Genomic DNA, 15,792 nt, shown 5'->3' with positions numbered 1-15,792 from the left:
TGGAGTTCACGTCAGCGTGAATGTGCCCGCCAGTCCTTCGGCTTCGGCCGATGGCGCGACCCATAAGCGGAAAGTGCCGGGTTCGGTCGTCGGCGTCAGGTCGCGGCCGATAAAGGACAGGTCGGCGCGGGTGAGGGTGAAGGTCACATCCTGCCGCGCCCCCGGGGCAAGGGTGACGCGGGTGAACGCTTTCAGCACACGCACCGGTTGGGTCACGCTGGCGACGACATCGTGGACATAGAGCTGGACGACTTCCGTCGCCGTCATGCGGCCCGTATTGGCGATGGTCGCGCGGATCGTCAGCGGCGTGTCGCCCAGCGTGGCAGTGCTCAGCCGAAGGTCCGAATAGTCCATCTTGCCATAGGTCAGGCCGTGACCGAACGCGAACAATGCGCTGTTCGGATAGTCGCGAAAGTGCGCCTTATAGGGCTGTAGCGGTCCAGGCGGGTTGGGGCGGCCGGTGCTGCGATGCGCATAATAATAGGGCACCTGCCCACTGGCGCGGGGGAAGGATACCGGCAGCCGCGCGGAGGGGGAAACCGCGCCGAACAGGATGTCGGCGATGGCCGGGCCGTCCTGCGAGCCCAGGAACCACGTCACCAACAAGGCGGGTGCCTTCGCCACCGCACCGGTCAGCGCGAGCGCCCGCCCGGTGCGCAACAGCACGACATAGGGTTTGCCGGTCGCGGCGATCGCCTCGGCCAGCGCCTGTTGCTCGGCGGGCACGACGATCTCGGTACGCGACTGCGCCTCGCCCGACATGTTCTGCGTTTCGCCGATCGCCAGCACGACGATGTCGGCGGCACGCGCTGCGGCGACCGCGCGCGTCAAATCGCTGCCGTCGTCCAGGGTCGCGTCGGGGACGGTCTCACGCACCGCAGTAACGAGGTCCACCGCCTCGCGATCGGTGCCGTAGACATTCCATGGCCCGATCAGATCATGGCCGCCGCCCGCGAACGGCCCGATCAGCGCGATCTTCTTTCCCGAGCGGGGCAGGGGGAGCACGTCGCCTTCGTTGCGAAGCATGACGATGCTGCGCCCGCCCGCCTCGCGCGCAAGCGCCAGCGTCTCGGGGGTACGCAGCCGGGCTTTCTCGCGCGCCGGGTCGATGCGGCGGAAGGGATCGTCGAACAGCCCGAGCGCGACCTTGAGGGCGAGCACGCGACGCACCGCCTGATCGAGCCGTGCCATTGGCACCTCGCCCTTCTCGACCAGATCGGGGAGGTGTTGGAGATACAGCCCGCTTTGCATCGACATGTCGACGCCCGCGAGGAAGGCAAGGCGCGCGGCATCACGGCCATCCTTGGCGAAGCCATGTGCGATCAGTTCCTCGTCACCCGTATAATCGGAGACGACCAGCCCGCCAAAGCCCCATTCTTTGCGCAGGATCGTGTCGAGTAGCCATGGGTTCGCCGTCGCGGGCACCCCCGACAGATCGTTGAACGATGCCATCACGGTCGGCGCACCCGCCGCGAAGGCCGCTTGGAAGGGCGGGAAATAGACGTCGCGCAGCGTGCGTTCCGATACGTCGACGCTGTTGTAGTCGAGCCCGGACTCGCCCGCGCCATAGGCGACGAAATGCTTGGCACAGGCCGCAACGGCATCCGGCGCGGCAAGACCGCTGCCCTGAAAACCCTCGACGCGCGCTGCGGCCATCAAGCGGCCGAGCAGCACATCCTCCCCCGATCCCTCGACGCCTCGCCCCCAGCGCGCATCGCGGGCGATGTCGACCATCGGCGCGAAGGTCCAGTCGATCCCCGAGGCCGACGCCTCGACCGCCGCGGCACGAGCGGTCCGGCGCGCCAGATCGGGATCGAAGCTCGCCGCTTCGGCGAGCGGCACCGGAAAGACGGTGCGCAGGCCGTGGATGACGTCGGCGGCAAATAGCAGCGGAATTTTAAGCCGCGAATGGCGCACCGCCTCGGTCTGCATCCGCCGCGCCATCTCTGCGCCATTGCCGTTGAACACGCCGGTCAGCTCGCCCCGACGGACCATGCGCAACTGCGCATCGAAGCTCGACGCCGCGCCCGCCGGGTTGAGCGAAATCGCCGCTCCCCCCGCCCAGGCGGCCGCGAGGAGATTGAGTTGCCCGGCCTTCTCGACGAGCGTCATTCGGGAGATCAGCGCCTCGACCGCCGCGGGAAGTGGGCGTTCGCCGACGATGGCGAGCAGAGCCCGTGCCGGACTAGCCGACCATGCCAGTGCCGCACCAGCTCCCGCCAACAATGCACGCCGCGATATCCGTCGATCCTGACCGTTCATCCTGCTCCCTTTCGTTCTCATTTATACGTCATTCACGTCGTGACCGGGAAGGCGATCCGACTTTCTACCCTGTCTCCACCGCGATCGCTGCGGTCAGCACGTATAGGGCATTGGATCACTTTCCAGCCGCCGATCGGAATGGCGCCCAGCCGAACAATCGACCGATTGATTGTCATTCCTAGTTCATGTAAGCGGTTTCTGTAAGCGGTTACAAGCCCGCGATCGAGAGAGGATGCTTCGACGGCCATGTTGCCCGACAAACCCGATTCTGCGCCCGTTGCCGCCCCGGCGGCGCGGGGTGCGCATGCGACGATCCACGACGTCGCGCGGGTGGCGGGTGTCTCCGTCGCATCGGTGTCGCGGGTGTTCAACGGTCGGGACCATGTGCGCGCCGAAATGCGGGCCCGCGTCGAGGAGGCGGCGGCGCAGCTTGGCTATGTCCCCCATGCCGGTGCGCGCAGTCTCAGCATGGCGCGGACCGGGGCGATCGGGGTGGTGTTGCCCGATCTGCATGGCGAGTTCTTCTCCGAATTGCTACGGGGCATGGACAGGGAGGCGAGCACGCGTCGACTGGGGCTGTTGCTGACCGTGCTCCATGACGGGCGCGGGCTCGATACGCTGGCGGCGCTGCGGGGGCAGGTCGACGGGCTGCTGGTGATGGCGCCCGAACTCGATCCCGATGTGCTTGCACACAATATGCCGCGCGGCTTGGCCGCTGTGTTCCTCGCCTGCGTGCCGCAGAAGGGCAGTCCGAACCTGCGTATCGACAATCGCGCCGGGGCTGCCGCGGCGGTCGCGCATCTGGCGGCGGGCGGTGCGAAGCGGATCGTCCACATCTCCGGCCCCCTGGGCAATCTCGACGCGCAGGAGCGCTGTGCGGGCGCGCAGGACGCCGCCGCCGCAGCGGGCGTCGCGCTCAGTGTGATCGAGGGCGATTTCCTGGAGGCGAGCGGCGTTGCGGTCGGCGACCGCATCGGGGCGGGGACGCTGGAGGCGGATGCGATCTTCGCGGCCAACGACATGATGGCGATCGGCGCGCTGACGGCGTTGAAGCGCCACGGCGTCGCGGTGCCGGGGCAGGTCGCGGTCGCCGGTTTCGACGACATTCCGCTGGCTAGGTTGGTGAGCCCGGCGCTGACCAGCGTCGCGGTCGATATCGCGGCGATGGGCGCCCGCGCGGTGGCCCGGCTGGCAAGGCAGATCGAAGGTTTCCGCGAGGGATCTTCGGGAGACGCAACGACCGAAGCGGACGAGGTGATCGTCCCGCATCTGATGGTGCGTGAAACAACAAGAGAAGCAGACAGGGGATAGGATTATGAAAAGGAACGCATTCAGGCTGGCGCTTGCCGGGGCGACGATGCTGGCGGGGCTGGGCGCCGGGGCGATGTGGAGCGCGCCTGCATCGGCGCAGGCCGGGCAGGCGGCGCTGCGCGGCGTGATCCGTACCGCGCCCGACAACCCCTTGCAGGATGTGACCCTGGTCGAGGTCGACACCGGCTTTCGGCGTACCGTCGTGCCCGGCGCGGACGGCAGCTATAATTTCCCGTCGCTGCGAGCCGGTGCATATCGGCTGGAAATCCGCCTTCAGAAGGGCACGCGCAATTCGGACGAGTTCACGCTGCGCGTCGGGCAGAATGCCGGGCTCGACCTCGACCTGACCACCGCCCCGGCACCCGCGCAACCCGCGCCCGGCGACAACACCGCAGGCGAGACCACGCCGCCCCCGGCCGAAGCGCAGGCCGGCGACATCATCGTCACCGGCAGCCGCATCCGCTCGCTGTCCGGCGGGCAGGTTGGGGTCAACATCACCCCCAGGCTGATCGAGCAGCTGCCGCAGAACAGCCGCAACTTCCTGGCCTTTGCAGATCTCGCGCCCGGCGTCCGCTTCATCGAAAGCTCGGACGGCAGCTCGCGCATCCAGGGCGGCGCGCAGGGGTCGAACTCGGTCAACGTCTTCATCGATGGCGTCAGCCAGAAGGATTACGTGCTGCGCGGCGGCCTGACCGGGCAGGACAGCTCGCCGGGCAACCCGTTCCCGCAGCTCGCGATCGGCGAATATCAGGTGCTGTCGTCGAACTATAAGGCGGAGCTGGACCAGGTCAGCTCGGTCGCGATCATCGCGGGCACGAAGTCGGGTACCAACGAATTCCACGGCGAAGGCTTTTTCGACTTCACCAACCAGAATCTTCGCGACCGTCGCCCGACCGAGATCTTCCCCACCAAGATCACCAAGATCCCCTCGGAAGACAAGCAGTTCGGCGTCGCGCTGGGCGGACCGATCGTCAAGGACGTCGCGCATTTCTTCGTCAGCTATGAGGGCAAGCGGCGGCAGGTCCCGATCGATATCCTGCCGACCAACGGCGTGGCGGTGTCCAGCCTGCCCGCGCAGTATCGCGACATCTTCGGCTCGTACAACTCCAGCTTCCGCCAAGACCTGTATTTCGGCAAGATCGACCTCGAGCCGACCGACAAGGACCTGGTCGAGCTCACCGGCAAATACCGCAACGAGACCGGCGTGCAGATCGGCAACGGCAATGCCGCCTTCTCGACCCGCACGTTGAGCAAGGTCAACGAGAAGCGTGGGATGCTGCGCTGGCAGCATACCGATGACAAGTGGATCAACGACGTGCGCGTCTCCTATGAGGATGTCGCCTGGTCGCCGCAGCCCGCCGAGAACGGCATCGGGCAGCAGTTCCGGACCACCACCCGCAACGGCAACAGCGTGTCGACTTTCGACCTGTTCCGCACCGGTGCCGGGCTTGGCTTCCAGGACAAGGGGCAGAAGGGCTGGACCGTCCAGGACGATTTCACCTGGACCGGCGTCGAGAACCACACGTTCAAGGTCGGGGCGAAGGCGAAATGGGTGACGCTCAACTCGCTCGAGCAGAATCTGATCAACCCGCTCTATCTCTACGACACCACCTTGCCGTCGGCGAGCGGCTTCAACGACCAGATCCCGTACAGCCTGCAATTCGGCGCGAATGGCAGCCTGGGCGATCCGCGCATCCGTTCGAAGAACTTCCAGCTCGGCCTGTATGCGCAGGACGACTGGGACGTGACCGACCGGCTGACGCTGAACCTCGGCCTGCGCTGGGATTATGAGCGGACCCCGGCGTTCCTCAACTATGTAACGTCCGCCGAGAACGTCAACGCGGTGTCGCCCGCAAACTATCCGAACCTTGTGAATGCCGACTACAAGATCGGCGACTATATCTCGACCGGCAGCAACCGGAAGGCGTTCAAGGGGGCGTGGCAGCCGCGCGTCGGCTTCACCTATCGCCTGGACGAACAGGGCCGGTTCGCGGTGTTCGGCGGCTATGGCCGGTCGTACGATCGCAACCAGTTCGACTTCCTGCAGCAGGAACTGGCCAATGGCCGTTTCCAGCGTCGCGAGTTCCTTTTCCAGGGCGCCGACACGATCAATCCGTGCACGCCCGGACCGAACTGCATTCCCTGGAATCCGATCTATCTGACCGATGCGGGCCGTCAGCAGCTGATCGGCAATGGCGGTCCTGGCGGGCGCGAGTTCCGCTTCATCAAGAACGACCTCAAGGTTCCTTATTCGGACCAGTTCAGCCTGGGGGTACGCGGGCGGTTCAACCCGGTCGAGCTGGAAGTCGGCTATACCCGGATCGTCAGCAAGGACGGGTTCGTCTATCTGCTCGGCACCCGTCGCCCCGACGGGTCGTTCTTCGCGCCGTCGCCGACCACAGGCGCGCCGCAGGGGCCGAACACCAGCTTCGCACCTTCGGGTTATGGCGCGATCATCCTGGGCGACAATGGGCTCGAGACGCGCGCGGACTCGGCCTATGCCAAGCTGACCAAGGCCTATTCGGCGGCCTCGCCATGGAGCATCGACGCCACCTATACCTTCACGGCCGCGGTCGACAACCGGCCGAACAACGACCAGTCGTCCTACTTCCTGCTCGATTTCCCCAAGGCCTCGGACTATCCGATGCTGCGTTCGGGCGTGGTCCCGCGTCATCGGTTTGTAGTCGCGGGCAGCGTCGACACGCCGCTGGGCGTGACGATGTCGGCGAAGTTCCAGATCGAGAGCCCGACCTTCCAGCGCGCCCTGCTCGATACGTCGACGCCGTATCAGCGGACGCTGGTCGGCTCGGAAGTGTTCGGGCTGGGGGATCGCTGGGGCCGTCGCCAGCTCGACTTGGCATTCACCAAATATGTGCCGCTGAAGTTCATCAGCGATGCGACGCGCATCCGCTTCCGCGTCGACATCATCAACGCGATGAACGACCGCAACTATGTCGACTATAACAACGACCCCAGCGATACGACGCGCACGTCGGGCTCGCCGAGCATCTACCGTGAAGTGTCGACCTACAGCATCGGCGGCAATCCGCCGCGCACGGTGAAGCTGTCGGCCGGCTTCAACTTCTGATGATCCGTCGTCATCCCGGCCTAGGGCCGGGGTGACGGCCCTGACAGGCCGCAGAGACGGTCGATAATGACAGGAGAGGACGGCTGACCGCATGACGTTCGACCGACGCGATATCGTGCGCGCCGCCGCGCTTGGCGGGGCAGGGTGGCTGGTGGGGTGTACCGCCGGGCCGCTTGCGCCCAAACGAGCGCCGCCAATGGCGTTTCCTGGCGTGCTGCCGAAGGTGGGCACCACCCCGGCAAGTGCCAGCGACCCGCTGATGGACGACATTCAGCGGCGCACCGTCAGCTATTTCTGGAATACCACCGATCAGGTTACGGGGCTCGCGCCCGATCGGTGGCCGACGCCGAGTTTCGCATCGATCGCCGCGGTCGGCTTTGCGCTTACAACGTATCCTATCGCGGCGACGCGTGGCTGGATCACGCGGGCCGCCGCCGCGCAACGCACTTTGGCGACACTGCGCTTCTTTGCGAATGCGCCGCAAGGCCCGGCGAAGGACGGCACGAGCGGCTATAAGGGCTTTTTCTACCATTTCCTGGGCGTCACCAAGGGGCATCGCTTCGCCAGGACCGAGTTGTCGACGATCGACACCGCGCTGCTGCTGGGCGGCGTCCTCTTCGCGCAGACATGGTTCGACGACGAGACCGACCCTGCGGAGCGGGAAATCCGGGCGCTGGCCGACCAACTCTACCGTGCGGTCGAATGGGACTGGATCACGCCGCGCAAGCCGTTCGTCTCGATGGGCTGGCATCCGGAAAGCGGGTTCATCGGTTCGGACTGGAATATCTATAACGAAAGCCTGATCCTGTACGTTTTGGCGCTCGGCTCGCCGACGCATGCGCTGCCGCCCACGACATGGGACGAGTGGACCGCCAAGTTCGACCCGTCCTGGGACGAGAAATACGACAATCCGTTTACGGCTTTCCCGCCGCTGTTCGGGCATCAGTACAGCCAGGTGTGGATCGATTTTCGTGGCTTGATGGATAGCTATTCCAAGCGGCGCGGGTTCGATTATTTCGAGAATAGCCGCCGGGCGACCTATGCGCAGCGCCGCTATGCGATCAACAATCCGGCGGGCTGGCGCGGCTATGGCGAGAATGTCTGGGGGCTGACCGCATGCGACGGGCCGGGGGATTTCGTCCGGAAGATCGACGGCCGGAACCGGGAGTTTTTTTCCTATTCGGCTCGCGGCCCCGGCGACCGCGACGACGGGACGATCGCACCCACCGCCGCGCTCGGTTCGGTGGCGTTCGCGCCGGAAATCGTGCTGCCTGCGGCGCGTGCGATGTATTCCACCTATGGCACCGCGATCTACGATCGCTACGGTTCGCGACAGCTTCAATCCCACGATGACGCTGAGAGACGTCAAGCTGCAACACGGTAAGGTCGTGCCCTATATCGGCTGGGTCGCGGATGACTATCTTGGCATCGACCAAGGACCGATCGCGTGCATGATCGAAAACTGGCGCAGCGGGCTGATCTGGAAGACGATGCAGAAAAACCCGTATATCCGCGCCGGGCTTACGCGTGCCGGGTTTACGGGCGGCTGGCTTTCATCGGCATAGGTGATTGGCGCCCATGGTGTATTTTCGGCTGCGGTCGACGGCGACGAACAGGTAGAGCTTGCCTCCAGCGGTTCGCAGCTCTGCAATTTTGCCTGTGGGAGGCATCGATGCGGCGCTGATCTGGTCATTCGAGGAAATCCGGTGAATTGGGACGAACTGCGTTGACGACCACGCCAGGAATGTGGCACTCGGCCGTCAGATCGCAAGCGGGTCTGCAAACCGGGATTCTGGCCCGGGGCGTCGCGAGCGATGAGAGCAACGATAAGTCGTTGTTTCGCGGGTGTAGCTCAATGGTAGAGCAGAAGCTTCCCAAGCTTACGACGAGGGTTCGATTCCCTTCACCCGCTCCATCTCCGCACTGAACCCACGGATTTCCGCCATTCCGGCGTCCGGCCGCGCTTCGCGGGACACTTGGCTGTAGCACCAAGCTGCACACACGCCGCCGTCGTCCGCCCGCAATCGAAGCCCGTGCCGGCGACCGGACGAGACGTGGGACGTGGCCTCTATCACCTATCTGTGCCGGCGTGGTGCGCGCTATTACTACCGCCGCCGCCTGTACCAGCGGAGCGTCGTCAATCATCCTATAAGCATCTCGCTCGGTACGGCCGATCCGGTCGAGGCACGTCGCCTCGTCCCCCGGCTGTCCGCCCGATGGGAGATGATGGCGATGCAGATGTTCAACCGGACCAGCCGCGGTTTCCTCCATGCGCAGGAGTTGACGCGCATCTTCCGCGCAGGGCTCGATGAGGAGTTGGGGCTGGCGATGGCCTGCCATTTCGATGCCCCCGACGCGCTGGAAGGGAACCGCCGCACCTTGCGGGTGCTCGAGGCGGCCTATCGCATCGCCGCGCGTCTGCCCGCCGATGCGGACAGCGTGCCGGAAACCGTCGTCAACGAAATGACCGACGGCTTCTCGGATCAAGATCGTACAGCCGTCGTGATGATGCTCCGGTCGCTGGCGCCCCATAAAAGTGCGCAACGAGATGCCGAGAGCGCCCTCACGGCGATGTCGGCACCGACGACCACGCGCGCGATCGATGACGCGCGCGTCCAACTCCTCCGGGCACGGGCAGAGGCGCAGGCGCGCGCAGCGCTTGCCGATCACCCGCACGCGGCCAGCCGGGGCGATCCGTACACGGCACTGCTCGACGACGATGTGGTCGCTGCGATCCGGCGTCAGCCGGCTGCGCCTTCGGCCCTAGCGCCATCCGATCAGGCTGATCCGCATCGGTTCTCCAGCGCGGCGCCGGTCGACTCCCCGTTTCTCACCCAGGACACCCGACGGTTCAGCGAGATCATCGAGGACACCATCAAGATGATCCAGAGCGCGGGCGACTGGGACGAGGATCTGGACCAGCGCCGGCGTGTGATACGCAGCTTCGGGTGGATCACCGGCGACAAGCGCCTATGCGATTATGGCCCCGCCGATGCCCTGCATTACGCTCAGACACTCAGGAAACTACCGACCGAATTCCGCTGGGGAACGCCCGAGGCGGGCGCCATGAGTCGTCCGCTGAAGGAGGTACTTGCGGAGGTCGATGCAATGGCGAAGAAGACGCCGCGCAGCGATCGCACGTACAATCGCGATCTGACGATCATGGCGCGCTTCTCGCGGGAACTGGCCAAGGCGTCGTGGCGGCCGAGATTCGGCAAGGACCTCATCGTCGACTTCAACGAGCACACCGCCAAGGTCCAAGATGATCCCACCGATCCTGACCGGATGCCGTGGACGGAGGAGCAACTGGTCTGCGCCTTCAAGGCTCCGATTTATACGGGCGGCGGCGGGTGCAGCCGACGGTTCAAGACCGGTTCCGACAACAAGGTGTGGCAGGACGCTGCATACTGGGTTCCGCTGCTGCTGGCCTACACCTTCATGAGCCGCGAAGAGGCGTGCGGGCTCGAGTGCAGCGAGATCGTGTTCGACGTCGAGACGCCCTTCCTAATCGTCAAAGCCAACATGACGAAAAGCAAGAATGGCGAGACCGCGGCGGGCCTGAAACGCCGTTCGCGCCACCGTATCATCCCTCTGCATCCGGAACTGCTGCGGCTCGGCTTCCAGGAGTACGTCACAGCGATCGAGGCAGAAGGTCACTGTATGCTGTTCCCGGAATTGTACCGGGGTGATCTCAAGAAGCGTGGTGGAACCCGCTTCTACGCGGGCGCTGGTCGGTACCTGCTCGACTATGTCGATCAGAATGTACCGCTCCTGCGAACCTCCTCGGGCAAGCGCGCAGACCTCCATTCGATGCGTACCGCCGGGGCGAGTTTCCTGGAGGATTCAGACGCGAAGCAGGTCTATATGGATGACATTCTGGGCCATGTCCGTGAGGGAACGGGGCCGCGCAAATACTGCAAGGCATGGTTCGTGAAGGGTGGTGCGGCGATCATTCAGAAGCGGCTGAGTCTGATGTGCGACGCGACGCCGAACCTGACTGCGCATCTCACGCCTGCACCGCTGGCCCTGCTGCCGCTCGAAAAACGGTCGCGGACGGGATCGTACAGGGAATGCGCATCGCGGCGGAAGGCGTGATGACCCATATCCGGTCATTCGGAGCCCGTGCGACCCATCCCGGAAGCGGACACCCGTTCATGTGTGCGATTCCTCTCTGTCGGACCGCAGACGGTTGCTGGATAGGAAGAAGTGGGGCTTAGCTATCGTTTCCGACGGAACCCGCGAACGGCAGCTTCGCGGCAGAATAGACGGTGCGTCGGCATTCTTGACGATTGTTTAGGCATGGAAGACTTCTCGATGAGTACGATGTCACCGTCTCGGTCGTGCTCACGGACCAATCTGCTCGGTCGCAGGGTGAATTGCTGAAGCAGAGGCAGGGTCAGTGCTCTACCGGATACTCGCAGTTGCATATTGCCTCTATCTGCTTGATCAACGAAGCTGAACAAGGAGGTGCGTTTTGGGCAGGGACGAATTAGTAGATGTAGTTGTACAAGCAGTCCCCGACCTTTCGGATGACGAACGAAACCTGTTGTGTAGCATAGTATTGGGCAAGGATTTTCGCCCTGCCGCAGGCGAGGCAGACGTACGCCCGACGATCAGGTCCAAAGTATTAAGCTGCCTGTGCACTTCAAGCGACGTGCGCAAGCTAGTGACCGCACGTGGCATTCGAATATTCGGCGCATCAATTTCCGGCGAGCTCGACCTGCAGTATGTCGACTGCGGTTTCCCGCTCATTTTCGAGCATTGCGTATTCAACACCCATATCAACCTAGGGTCAGGACTCGTTGATCACAGCCAGAAGATGACGGTGGCAGCGAGGGTGACGGCGGCAAAGAAGGCAGTGGGGCAGCGATCGTAGCGGGTAGCGACCCGACGCCAGTCTTTGAGGCGGCCGAACATGATCTCGATGCGGCTGCGGCGCCGGTAGCGGCGCTTGTCGTATTTGACCGGCTCGTTGCGTGATCGCCGGCCCGGGATGCAGGGCTGGATGCCTTTGGCCTGGAGGGCGTCCCTGAACCAGTCGGCGTCGTAGCCGCGGTCGCCGAGCAGCCACTGCGCCTTCGGCATGTCATCCAGCAGCGCTGCCGCGCCGGTGTAGTCGCTGACCTGGCCCGCGGTCATGAAAAAGCTTAAGGGGCGCCCGTTTGCATCGGCGACGGCATGTAGCTTGGTATTCATACCGCCTTTGGTGCGGCCGATCAGGCGGCCAAGATCCCCTTTTTTACCCGCAGGCTTGATGCCGTGCGGTGCGCCTTCAGATAGGTTGCGTCGATCATGACCGTCTGCGGCTCGGCGCCAGCTGCAGCCAGACCTTCCATCATTCGCGTGAACACGCCGGCCTCGCCCCAACGCTTCCACCGATTGTACAGCGTCTTGTGGGGGCCATACTCGCTAGGCGCATCTCGCCAGCGAAGCCCGTTGCGATTGACGAATACGATGCCGCTCAGCACCCGCCGGTCGTCCACCCTCGGCTTGCCATGGCTCTTGGGAAAGAAGGGCCGCAGCCGCTCCATCTGCTCGTCCGTCAGCCAAAACAGGTCACTCATCTCGGTCTCCTTGCGGAGCCTGAATCAGATCGCGACGCTCACATCAATGGGTCCTGACCCTAAGCTTCGCTCGTATGCCGACGCTGAGACTGTTCCAATGCGAGTTGTTGTCGTTGGAAGCCCCTCAGCTGCAGGTGACCGGCTCGATAATTCTAAGCAAATCGGTGTTTCGAGGCCCGGTGAACTTCCAAGGCATGCGCGCGGGCGGCAACGTACGCTTCGCCGACAGCCGAGTCTTGTCCGATGCCGAGATCGCGATCAACCTTGAAGGCGCGCACGTTCAAGGTATTTTACAGTTTAGCGGCTCGCAGTTCTTAGCTCAGGGCATGTTGCGGCTGTTCGGCATCTCTGCGCGGGGAATCGAATGCATGGGCAGTGTCGTTGCCCGGAAAGGCATTGCACTGATGCTCGAACAAGCATCCGTATCGGGATCGGTGCTGCTACGGGCGCCATTTCGGGCACTTGGGCGCGTGAGAATTTTTGAAACTACCATTGGCGGATCGCTCGACTTCCAAGGCGCGCATCTAAACGCTCACACGGGTCCAGCGCTAATCGTAGTTGGAACTAATATTGGGCGTTCGCTGCTCCTGCACCGGGATCATCACCACAAGCCGGGCAAACCGCTGCGCAGCGTGCGCGGTATCACCGTTCACCGGAGCATCGTCGGTGAGCACCTCGACATCAATGGAGCCAGGATCAGGGCGCGGCGCGAGGCGTCGCTGAGTGTCGTCGACACAGTTGTGAAAGGTCGTCTGATCGCCAATGGACTCGACGCCCTCGGTCGCGTGGTGCTCAATCGTTTGAACGTCGCCAACGATATCGAGTTTGCCCAAGTGGAAGTCGCCTGCGATGAAGGGAACGCGATACACGGCGTTGGGGTCGAGTGCCGCGGAAACCTGTTCCTGAGCGAAGCACGTGTGCGGGGGCCGATCAATTTGCCGCATCTGACCGTGGCAAACGATCTTGTCGCTCAGAAGCTAGCGGTCGACGCTAACAGATCGGGTGCCTCAGTGAGGCTTGATCACGGCAAGTTCGGCGGCAGCCTCTCGATGAGTAATTTGCACGTCGAAGGCAGGATGTATGGCACAAACCTGTCGGCGAAGGGGGGGCTTGACTTCAGGAGCAGCGAGGTGGGCGGCCTTGATTGAGCTGCCCCCTTCTGAGTGGTCCATCGACTATGACAGTCTGGACCAAGGAAGGGACAACGAATGCCTGCGAAGAAGCACAAGCCGGAGGAGATCATCGGCAAGCTGCGTGAGGTGGAGATCGTGCTGGGCCAGGGCGGCACGACCGCGGAGGCATGCCGGCGGATCGCGGTCAGCGAGCAGACCTACTATCGCTGGCGCAAGGAATATGGTGGCCTGAAGACGGATCAGGCGCGTCGGATGAAGGATCTGGAGAAGGAGAACGCCCGGCTGCGGCGTGCGATTTCGGATCTAACGCTGGACAAGCTCATCCTGCAGGAGGCGGCGAAGGGAAACTTCTGAGCCCCGCACGGCGCCGGCGCTGCATCGACCAGGTCCGGGAGGTGGTGGCCGTGTCCGAGCGGCGCGTGTGCCGCGTGCTTGGCCAGCACCGGTCAACGCAGCGCAAAGTGCCGTGCGGGGCAGATGATGAGCAGGCGCTCACCGACGACGTCGTCGCGGTGGCAAAGCAGTATGGGCGCTACGGTTACCGTCGGGTAACCGCACTGCTGCATGCGGCGGGCTGGTCGGTGAACCACAAGCGGGTCGAGCGGATCTGGCGGCGCGAGGGGCTGAAAGTGCCGCAGCGCCAACCGAAACGCGGTCGGCTCTGGCTCAATGACGGCTCCTGCATCCGGCTTCGACCAGAGTATCCGGGGCATGTCTGGGCCTATGATTTCGTCGAGGAGCGTACCCACGATGGGCGCAAGTTCCGCATCCTGACCATCATCGACGAGGCCAGTCGCGAGTGCCTGGCACTGGTCGTGTCACGTCAGCTGCGCCACGAAGACGTGCTGGCCGCGTTGGCCGACCTGTTCATCGAACGCGGTCCGCCAGCGCACATCAGGTCGGACAACGGCAGCGAGTTCATCGCCACCGCCGTCCAGACCTGGCTCGGCCAGATCGGCGTGAAGACGCTCTACATCGCCCCGGGCTCGCCATGGGAGAACGGCTATAACGAGAGCTTCAACGGGTCGCTTCGCGACGAACTGCTCAATGGCGAGATTTTCTACAGCCTCGCGGAGGCCAGGGTGCTGATCGAGGCGTGGCGCCGTCACTACAACACCGTCCGGCCGCACAGCAGCCTGGGCTACCGCCCGCCGGCCCCGGAAGCGGTGACACCGCCATTACCGGCCTCCGGTTCCGCTTCGCTCCACCTACGCCCGGCAATGGCGGCGGAGACGACAATGCACTAACTAACAAGCCGGACCACCCGGTGGGGGCTGCTCAGTATCTCGCCCGATCCGCCATAGACCCGGTTCTCCAGCGTGTTCAGCCGGGTGCGGTCGGCCAGCGTCCGGCGATCCTCCGCGCTGAACTGGCGATCGTCGGCATCCTGGATATAGGCGGCCGCGCGTGCGAACTGGACGAGGCCTGCACCGTCATAGGTCCAGTCGAGCGCACCGCGCCAGCGCTTGCCGGTATCGCGTGCCTGCAACCCCGCGACGCTGGTGTTGATGCCGGTCAGCACGTCGGTCTCGACCCGGTTGTCGAGATACTCGCCGGTTGCGCGAAGACGATGCCCAGGTGCGACGTTCCACACCAACTTGCCGAGCAGCGCGTTGGACTGGCCGTCCTGCGGATTGGGTGCGGTGCGGGTGACGCCGGTGCCTTCGACATCGCCCTGGTTCTTCAGCTCGGAAAAGTCGCGCCGCGTATAGGCGAGCATCGCCGAGACCGTCCCCGAACGCGCGGCGACGATGCCCGACTGGGTGAACTCGTCATCCGCCGAATTATACTGGGTGCGAAGCGATCCACCGACGGACGCGTCGCCCAATATGTCGCCAGGGTCGCTCGTCGTGAAACTGACCGCGCCCGCCAGACCATCGCTGCCATAAAGCGCGGAGGCGGGGCCACGCAGAAACTCGACCGACTTGATGAGGCCGAGATCGACATAGTCACCACGCCCCACATCCTGTGCGCCGAAGCTGAAGCCATAGGGTATGCGGACGCCGTCGACTTGGATCAGCACCCGATTGACGCCGATCCCCCGGACGACGAAGCCTTCATTGCCCGCGCGACCGGTCGACCCCGCCGCCGCGCCGAAGCGGGTGGGCGCCCGGCGCACGCTGATCCCCGGTTCGAAGCGAACCAGGTCCTTGATGTCGGTCGCCAGCTCGTCCGCGATCTGATCGGCATTCTTGACCGAAATGGTGACCGGCGCGTCCTGTGCCTGGATCGGCGCGCGGGTGGCGGTCACTACGACCTCTTTCTGATCCCCCGCATCCTTAGGCTCGCGGACAGGCTCTCCGAGCGCTGCCACCATGGCAAGCGTCAAAAGCATCTCAAACCCCTTTCAGCTATCGATAATCATTCGCAACGCCCTTTAGTACTGCATTCATAAATATGCAAATGACTCGCATTACCTAAAGGGCAAGGATGT

The 15,792-nt window shown here is 64.1% G+C and carries 8 protein-coding genes, 1 tRNA gene and 1 pseudogene; 7 read left to right on the top strand and 3 right to left on the bottom strand.

Annotated features, from left to right (window positions below; all coding sequences use genetic code 11):
- Positions 1-6: 6 nt before the first annotated feature.
- Complete coding sequence (locus ACWPWT_RS18285; protein WP_454280863.1) at positions 7-2,262, bottom strand: glycoside hydrolase family 3 N-terminal domain-containing protein; 2,256 nt, start codon at positions 2,260-2,262, stop codon at positions 7-9.
- A gap of 246 nt (positions 2,263-2,508) precedes the next feature.
- Here ACWPWT_RS18285 and ACWPWT_RS18280 point away from each other — a divergent pair, with 246 nt between their 5' ends.
- The 5 genes and pseudogenes from ACWPWT_RS18280 to ACWPWT_RS18260 all read left to right on the top strand — a co-directional run bounded on the left by ACWPWT_RS18280 (position 2,509) and on the right by ACWPWT_RS18260 (position 10,756).
- Positions 2,509-3,573: a LacI family DNA-binding transcriptional regulator gene (locus ACWPWT_RS18280; RefSeq protein ID WP_454280862.1), complete on the top strand. Its 1,065-nt coding sequence runs from the start codon at positions 2,509-2,511 to the stop codon at positions 3,571-3,573.
- 4 nt (positions 3,574-3,577) lie between these two features.
- Complete coding sequence (locus tag ACWPWT_RS18275) at positions 3,578-6,661, top strand: TonB-dependent receptor (protein ID WP_454280861.1); 3,084 nt, start codon at positions 3,578-3,580, stop codon at positions 6,659-6,661.
- 91 nt (positions 6,662-6,752) lie between these two features.
- Positions 6,753-8,226: pseudogene (locus ACWPWT_RS18270) on the top strand (glucoamylase family protein).
- Between the two features lie 276 nt (positions 8,227-8,502).
- A tRNA-Gly gene (locus tag ACWPWT_RS18265) sits at positions 8,503-8,576 on the top strand.
- Positions 8,577-8,722: 146 nt separating this feature from the next.
- A complete protein-coding gene (locus tag ACWPWT_RS18260) occupies positions 8,723-10,756 on the top strand; it encodes a DUF6538 domain-containing protein (protein ID WP_454280860.1) in 2,034 nt (677 codons plus the stop codon).
- A 711-nt stretch (positions 10,757-11,467) separates the two neighbouring features.
- On the opposite strand, the gene ACWPWT_RS18255 is transcribed toward ACWPWT_RS18260, so the two are convergent.
- Positions 11,468-12,225 (bottom strand): IS5 family transposase gene (locus tag ACWPWT_RS18255; protein ID WP_454278138.1). Its coding sequence is split into 2 segments (ribosomal slippage): positions 11,468-11,892 and positions 11,892-12,225, totalling 759 coding nucleotides; the frame shifts between segments, so codons are not numbered across the junction.
- A gap of 74 nt (positions 12,226-12,299) precedes the next feature.
- Between ACWPWT_RS18255 and ACWPWT_RS18250 the strand changes: the two genes are divergently transcribed.
- Both ACWPWT_RS18250 and ACWPWT_RS18245 read left to right on the top strand, forming a co-directional pair.
- Positions 12,300-13,373 (top strand): hypothetical protein, encoded by a 1,074-nt coding sequence (locus ACWPWT_RS18250; protein WP_454280859.1) that lies wholly within the window; start codon positions 12,300-12,302, stop codon positions 13,371-13,373.
- 60 nt (positions 13,374-13,433) lie between these two features.
- Positions 13,434-14,605 (top strand): IS3 family transposase gene (locus ACWPWT_RS18245; RefSeq protein ID WP_454280858.1). Its coding sequence is split into 2 segments (ribosomal slippage): positions 13,434-13,698 and positions 13,698-14,605, totalling 1,173 coding nucleotides; the frame shifts between segments, so codons are not numbered across the junction.
- Here ACWPWT_RS18245 and ACWPWT_RS18240 read toward each other — a convergent pair.
- Positions 14,602-15,693, bottom strand: coding sequence for a TonB-dependent receptor plug domain-containing protein (locus ACWPWT_RS18240; protein WP_454280857.1), 1,092 nt, complete (start codon positions 15,691-15,693; stop codon positions 14,602-14,604). The genes ACWPWT_RS18245 and ACWPWT_RS18240 overlap by 4 nt on opposite strands.
- Positions 15,694-15,792: the final 99 nt, after the last annotated feature.

The organism is Sphingomonas sp. Marseille-Q8236 (genome assembly GCF_965112005.1).
The sequence above is the reverse complement of the archived record's forward strand: the minus strand, read 5'-3'. Positions and strand labels throughout refer to the sequence as shown.

Coding starts and splice junctions, on each gene's coding strand:
- ACWPWT_RS18280 (WP_454280862.1), top strand. CDS start 2,509: ATGTTGCCCGACAAACCCGATTCTGCGCCCGTTGCCGCCCCGGCGGCG.
- ACWPWT_RS18240 (WP_454280857.1), bottom strand. CDS start 15,693: ATGCTTTTGACGCTTGCCATGGTGGCAGCGCTCGGAGAGCCTGTCCGC.
- ACWPWT_RS18285 (WP_454280863.1), bottom strand. CDS start 2,262: ATGAACGGTCAGGATCGACGGATATCGCGGCGTGCATTGTTGGCGGGA.
- ACWPWT_RS18275 (WP_454280861.1), top strand. CDS start 3,578: ATGAAAAGGAACGCATTCAGGCTGGCGCTTGCCGGGGCGACGATGCTG.
- ACWPWT_RS18250 (WP_454280859.1), top strand. CDS start 12,300: ATGCCGACGCTGAGACTGTTCCAATGCGAGTTGTTGTCGTTGGAAGCC.